At 65.0% G+C, this 6,648-nt stretch carries 6 protein-coding genes; 5 read left to right on the forward strand and 1 reads right to left on the reverse strand.

The window, feature by feature from the left end; all coding sequences use genetic code 11:
- Positions 1-157: 157 nt before the first annotated feature.
- From Q0579_RS06025 to Q0579_RS06045, 5 genes are read left to right on the forward strand one after another with little or no spacing between them, the layout of a single operon-like run.
- A complete protein-coding gene (locus tag Q0579_RS06025; protein WP_298810251.1) occupies positions 158-1,264 on the forward strand; it encodes an L-dopachrome tautomerase-related protein in 1,107 nt (368 codons plus the stop codon).
- 8 nt (positions 1,265-1,272) lie between these two features.
- On the forward strand, positions 1,273-2,355 hold the full coding sequence (locus Q0579_RS06030) for a catalase family protein (RefSeq protein ID WP_298810254.1): 1,083 nt from the start codon (positions 1,273-1,275) through the stop codon (positions 2,353-2,355).
- A 23-nt stretch (positions 2,356-2,378) separates the two neighbouring features.
- Positions 2,379-2,891 (forward strand): 2Fe-2S iron-sulfur cluster-binding protein, encoded by a 513-nt coding sequence (locus Q0579_RS06035; protein WP_298280121.1) that lies wholly within the window; start codon positions 2,379-2,381, stop codon positions 2,889-2,891.
- Entirely contained in the window at positions 2,888-3,901 is a 1,014-nt protein-coding gene (locus tag Q0579_RS06040) for a xanthine dehydrogenase family protein subunit M (protein WP_298280122.1), read from the forward strand. The genes Q0579_RS06035 and Q0579_RS06040 overlap by 4 nt, the downstream gene beginning before the upstream one ends.
- A gap of 12 nt (positions 3,902-3,913) precedes the next feature.
- Positions 3,914-6,160, forward strand: coding sequence for a xanthine dehydrogenase family protein molybdopterin-binding subunit (locus tag Q0579_RS06045; protein WP_298280123.1), 2,247 nt, complete (start codon positions 3,914-3,916; stop codon positions 6,158-6,160).
- A 43-nt stretch (positions 6,161-6,203) separates the two neighbouring features.
- Here the strand turns inward: Q0579_RS06045 and Q0579_RS06050 are convergent.
- Positions 6,204-6,648: hypothetical protein (locus tag Q0579_RS06050; RefSeq protein ID WP_298810262.1), on the reverse strand; the 445-nt coding region annotated here is incomplete at its 5' end.

Below are 6,648 nucleotides of genomic sequence, written 5' to 3' on the forward strand. Positions count from 1 at the left end.
CTTCCTCGATCCAGACTGTCATAGTCGATGGACCACTCAGAAGGGGGCAGCTCAGCCTAGCCCTCTTAATTTTTTGGGTTTTCTGGGTCTAAGTATGGGTCACGTTCGTTGACGAGCGAATCGCCGCGCGTTGCGTCCGGTGAACGGGAGGGGACTGATGCGGAAAAGCGGTGTTCTGATCGGGCTCGGTGCCCTCACGATAGCGCTAGCGGGAGCTGCCTACGCCCAGGTGGGCCGCAGCGCTGCGCTGACGCAGGTGGCGCGCTTCGACCACCAGGTCACCGGCGTCGCCGTCACTGCCGACGGCCGCCGTTTCGTCAACTTTCCGCGCTGGACCGACGACGCACCGATCTCGGTTGCCGAGGTGATGCCCGACGGATCGCTCCGGCCTTATCCCGACGTCAAGTGGAACAGCTGGCGCAACGCTAGGGCGAACGAAATGCCGGTCGGCGAGCACTTCGTGTGCGTCCAGTCGATCGTTCCCGACGGCCACGGCAATCTCTGGGTGCTCGATCCCGGTGCGCCCGGCAACGAGAAGATCCTGGAGGGCGCACCGAAGCTCGTCCGCATCGACCTAAAGACGAACAAGGTGACCAAGGTCATCGCGGTGCCTGGCGACGTTGCATTGCAGGGCACCTACCTCAACGATATCCGGTTCTCGCCCGATGGCCGGACCGGCTACATCACCGACAGCGGCACGCGCGGCGCAATCATCGTCGTCGACTTGGACGACGGAAAGAGCTTCCGAGCGCTTGATGGCCATCCGTCGACCCAAATCGACAAGAGCGTCACCGTCGCCATCGAGGGCAAGCCGCTTGTCCGCCCCGATGGGCGGCAGCCTGCGTTCGCGTCCGACGGCATCGCGATCTCGAATGACGGGAAGACGCTCTACTGGCAGGCGCTGACCGGAAAGACGCTCTATTCGATCGCCACCGACAAGCTGCGCCCCGACGTCAGCGAGCGCGACCGCGCCGCCGCGGTGAAGACAGTCGCTACCACTGCCGTCGCCGACGGCCTGTGGATGAGCAAGGCGGGCACCCTCTACATCACCTCGCCGACCGACTATTCGATCCGGCGGCTCGCCGGGACGTCCACCGAGATTGTCCTGACCGACAAACGGCTGCGCTGGCCCGATACGTTCGCCGAAGGGCCTGACGGGACGATCTACGTCACCGCGAGCCACATCCAGGACACGCAGTGGTTCACGCCGGGCGCGCCGCCGTCGATCCGCACCGAGCTGTTCTCATTCGCTCCGACCCGTTGAGGACCGCCATGACCTACCTGCGCTACCGTGACGACATCGAGACGCTCGAACCCGACGAGCAGGAAACAATCGACGGGATCATCCAGGGCATGACGCAGCAGAGCGAGGTGGTCGAGAAGCGCGAGCAGCACGCCGTCCGGGCCAGCCATGCTAAAAGCTCGGCGTGCGTCGTCGGCACGCTGACGATCGCCGACGACCTTCCGCCGGAGCTGGCGCAGGGGTTGTTCGCCGAGCCGGGCACCTACGAAGTCGCGATCCGCTTTGCGCAGGGGCCGGGCGAGACGCTGGGCGATCGCGTGTCGACACACCGCGGCATGGCGATCAAGGTGTTCGGCGTCGAGGGCGAAAAGCTGCCGGGCCACGATGCGCCTACGCAGGATTTCGTCCTTGCCACGGGACGGACGTTCCCGTCCGGCACGGCGAGTGGCTTCCTGAGCGACGCGAAGAAGATTGGTGCCGCCACGCCCATGCCCGAGGGCGTGAAGAGCGCGGTGTCGTCGATGGCGCGCAACTTCAACAAGGTGCTGGGCCTGTTCGACACCGCCTATGCCAAGGCGGATTTCTTCGGCCATCCGTTCAGCCACCCGATCGGCGACGACTATTTCAGTCAGGCACCGGTGCGCTACGGCGACTATGTCGCAAAGCTCGGTGCCGTGACGGCATCGCAGGCCCAGGATGCGCTCGCCGAGTGGCAACTCGATCCGCACGGGGACGAGGACGGGTTTCGTCATGCGGCGATCGAGTATTTCCGTGACCAAGAAGCGGTGTTTGAGCTGAAGGTGCAGCTCTGGGCGAACGCGGAGACGCAGCCGATCGAGGACGCCTCGGTCGAGTGGCCGTCACAGGACAGCCAGTACCGCACCGTCGCCACGGTCCGCATCCCTGCGCAGGAGGCGTATAGCCCGGCGCGCGTGCGCTACTTCGACGAGGTGATGACCTTTCGTCCCGCGCATAGCCTGGCCGCGCATCGGCCGCTCGGATCGGTGATGAGGGCGCGGCTGCAGGTGTATCGTGCGCTGTCCGCCTTTCGCCACCGCGAGAACGGGGTCGCCGAAGAAAACACCGCCGACATCGCCGCCATCCCGGCCTAACGCAAAACATGAAGGCGCCGATCATGCCGACAGCCGTCAACTCCGCCACATACGCTGCCGTGCCGATCGGCACGGTGGAAACCACGCTGACGATCAACGGTGAGACGCGCACCCGCGCGATCGAGCCCTGGACGACGTTGCTCGACCTGCTGCGAGAAGGCGAGGATCTGATCGGCACCAAAAAGGGCTGCGACCACGGTCAGTGCGGCGCATGCACCGTGCTGGTCGAAGGGCGCCGCATCAACTCGTGCCTCTCGCTGGCGGTGACGCTGGACGGGGCGGACATCACGACGATCGAGGGGCTAGGCCAGCCGGGCGACCTCCATCCGCTGCAATCCGCCTTCTGCGACCATGACGCGTTCCAGTGCGGCTATTGCACGCCTGGCCAGATTTGCTCGGCGCAGGGCCTGATCAACGAGGGCAAGGCCAGGACTCGGGACGAAGTTCGCGAGCTGATGAGCGGCAATTTGTGCCGGTGCGGCGCCTATTCGAACATCATCGATGCGGTGCTCGACGTGATCGGAGAGCAGGCATGAACCGCTTCGACTATGCCCGCCCTGCCAGCGTCGCCGAAGCGGTGCAGGCAGGTGCCGGAGAGCAGGTCCGCTATCTGGCGGGCGGCACCAACCTGATCGACCTGATGAAGGAGAACGTCGATCGGCCGATGACGGTGATCGACATCAACCGCCTGCCGCTGGACGCGATCGAGGAGCTGGACGGCGGTGGACTGCGGCTGGGCGCGCTCGTGCCGAACGCGGATACGGCCTGGGACGCGCGGGTCGAGCAACGCTATCCCTTGCTGTCCTCCGCGATCCTTGCCGGCGCCAGCCCCCAGTTGCGCAACGCCGCGACGAATGGCGGCAACCTCAACCAGCGCACGCGCTGCTATTATTTCTATGACGTCGCCACGCCCTGCAACAAGCGCGAGCCGGGCTCCGGCTGCGGCGCGATCGGCGGGGTCAATCGCATCCACGCCATCCTGGGCGCGAGTGACCAGTGCATCGCCACGCACCCGTCAGACATGTGCGTGGCGCTGGTGGTGCTCGACGCGACCGTCCAGGTGACCGGTCCGGACGGCGACCGAGCGATCCCGATTGCCGATTATCATCGGCTGCCCGGCGACGAGCCGTGGCGCGACAATACACTGAAGCCCGGCGAATTGGTGACCGGCATCGACCTGCCGGCCGAGGACTTCACGCAGAACTACACCTATCTGAAGCTGCGCGATCGCCTGTCCTACGCCTTCGCCTTGGTCTCGGTTGCCGTCGCGATGCAGGTCGAAGGCGGTACGATCGCTGAGGCGCGGGTGGCGCTCGGCGGCGTCGCGCACAAGCCTTGGCGCAGCACGGAAGCCGAGAAGCTGCTGAAGGGCCAGCAGCCGTCGCCGCAGGCGTTCGCCGCTTTCGCTGACGCCCTGCTCGCCGGAGCGGTCGGCCAGGGCGAGAACGACTTCAAGATCCCGCTCGCCCGCAAGGCGATCGTTCGCGCACTGAAGCAGGCCGCCGAGGCCACCCCGCAATCGCAGACCGACAAGCGCGTCGCGTAAGGAACAGACATCATGGCTACCGCAGCGAAGATCGGGATCGGCAGCGCGATCAACCGTGTCGATGGCGTGGAGAAGGTCACCGGGACGGCGCGCTACGCCGCCGAGCATCCGGTGGAGAACCTGCTGTACGGCTACATCGTCGAGGCCGCGATCGCCAAAGGGCGGATCGTCAATATCGACGAGGAGGCGGCGCGCGCTGTCCCCGGCGTAATCGAGGTCATCACGCACCTCAACCGGCCGCACGTCGCCTGGACCGACCACAGCTACCAGGACGAGCTGAAGATTCCCGGCTCGCCGTTCCGTCCGCTTTACGATGACCGCATCCAGTTCAGCCAGCAGCCGATCGCGCTGGTGATGGCCGAGACGTTCGAGGCAGCGCGCTTCGCCGCCAGCCTGATCGAGGTCGCCTACGAGGCGGAGGCGCACAATACCGACTTCGAGATTGCGGTGGGCGATAAGTACGTGCCGAAGAAAAAGCGCAGCGGCTACATGGCGCCGAAAAACCGCGGGGACGCTTCGCAGGCGTTTGCGGACGCCCCGCTCAAGGTGGCCGGCGACTACCGGCTGGCGCCGGAACACCACAATCCCATGGAGATGTTCGGCTCCACCGTCGAATGGCACGGCGACGGCAGCATCACCGTGTGGGATAAGACCCAAGGTTCGCAGGGGGTGCATGCCTACCTTGCCAGCGTCTTCGGCTTTTCGAAAAAGAAGGTACGCGTGCTCAACCCCTATGTCGGCGGCGCCTTCGGCTCGGGCCTCCGGCCCCAGCATCAGGTGTTCCTGGCGGTCCTTGCGGCCAAGAAGCTGGAGCGCTCGGTGCGGGTCACGATGACCCGCAATCAGATGTTCAGCCACGCCTACCGCCCGCAGGCGATCCAGAGCATCGCGCTGGGCGCGGAGACGACCGGCAAGCTCACCGCGATCCGCAACGAGGCGACCACCTCCACCTCGCGCTACGAGGACAATATGGAGAACGTCGTCACTTGGGGGTTGATGAACTACGACTGCCCGAACGCCGACGCGGAATACACCGTCGTCCAGATCGATACGGCGACATCGGCGGACATGCGCGCGCCGGGGGCGGCAACCGGCATGACGCTGTTCGAGATCGCGATTGACGAGATGGCCTATGTCGCCAAGGTCGATCCGCTCGAGTTCCGGCTCGTCAACTACTCGCCCATCGATGCGATGAATGGCACGCCCTACACCAGCAAGGCGTTGCGAGAGGCGTTTCGCGAAGGGGCCGAGGCGTTCGGATGGAGCGAGCGCTCGGCCGAGCCGCGCTCGATGCGCGATGGCAAGGAGCTGGTCGGCTGGGGCTGCGCGACCGGCATGTGGGACGCGCAATTCTCCAAGACGTCTGCGAGCGCGAAGCTCACGGCCAACGGACATTTGGAAGTAGCGTGCGCGACGTCGGACATCGGCACCGGCAGCTACACGGTGATGACCTTGGTCGCCGCCGACACGCTTGGCCTGCCGCCCGAGCAGATCACCGCCAAGCTGGGCGACTCAGACCTGCCGACCGCCCCGGTCGAAGGTGGATCGTGGGGGGCGGCATCAACCGGTGCGGCGGTACAGCTCGCTTGCCAGGCGGTCGGCAAGAAGCTCCTGAAGGCGGCCGGCAAGATCGCCGGTGAACCGCTGAGCGGAGCGAAGATAGACGACGTGCTGTTCGAGGACGGCTGCATGGTTCTGAAGGACACGCCGACCGTCCGGGTGCCGTTCGGAGATGCGATGCGTGCCGCTGACCTGACGGCCATCGAAGAGGAAGCAACCGCTGCGCCCGGGTTCGGCGACATGTGGAAGGGTCTGCACAAGTCCAAGAACACCCACAGCGCCATCTTCGCGGAAGTAAAGGTCGACGAGGAATTGGGCGTGGTGCGCGTCACTCGCATCGTCGATGCGGTGGCCGCTGGCCGGATCATCAACCCGAAAACCGCGCGCAGCCAGATCCTCGGCGGCGTAGTGATGGGCATGGGCATGGCGCTCCACGAGGAGACCTTCTCCGACCACCGGCTAGGTCGCTGGATGAACCACAACTTCGGCGAATACCATGTGCCCGTGCACGCCGACATTCACGATATCCAGGTTATCTTCGTCGATGAACCCGATTCCGAAGTGACCCCGCTCGGGGTCAAAGGCCTTGGCGAAATAGGCATCGTCGGCACCGCTGCCGCGATTGCTAACGCGATCTATCACGCGACCGGTAAGCGGGTGCGGTCCCTGCCGATCACGATCGATAAGATCCTGGATTGATTAGCCGATGTGAGCATCCGCCGTGCCGGGTCTATAGCCGGTCTCAGCCATTCTCCGGTTCTTGGCCTGGCTTGTAGCTTGGCTTCGCTGGCGGAACGATATAGCTCAACGTAACGATCCCCGCGACGATCAGTCCAGCACGCCAATTCCAGATTGCCAGGGCAAAGGCTGCCCAATAGGCTCCGGCGGTGACGGCGAATTTGAGGGTTGTTCGCCTGAGATAGGCGTCTGTCAGGCGCGGGTCTGGAAGCCCCCTCGCGGTTGCATAGACCCAACGCACGAACCACCACGTCGCCGGCGCCGCTGCCACGCCCAGATAGGCCAAAACGGCGGTCTTGCTTTCCGCATCACCGCCGAGATGCTCGATGAGCGGCCGCGCAGGAAATGGCGTGATGCTGACAGCGGCAAGAAAGCCGATGCTGAGCAGATTGTAGGTAAGCGTCCGGTCTTCTCCGCCTTGCTGACGAGGTGATGCGCAAGCCACAGGT

The organism is uncultured Sphingomonas sp. (genome assembly GCF_936927845.1).
In the GTDB taxonomy this organism is placed as follows: Bacteria; Pseudomonadota; Alphaproteobacteria; order Sphingomonadales; family Sphingomonadaceae; genus Sphingomonas.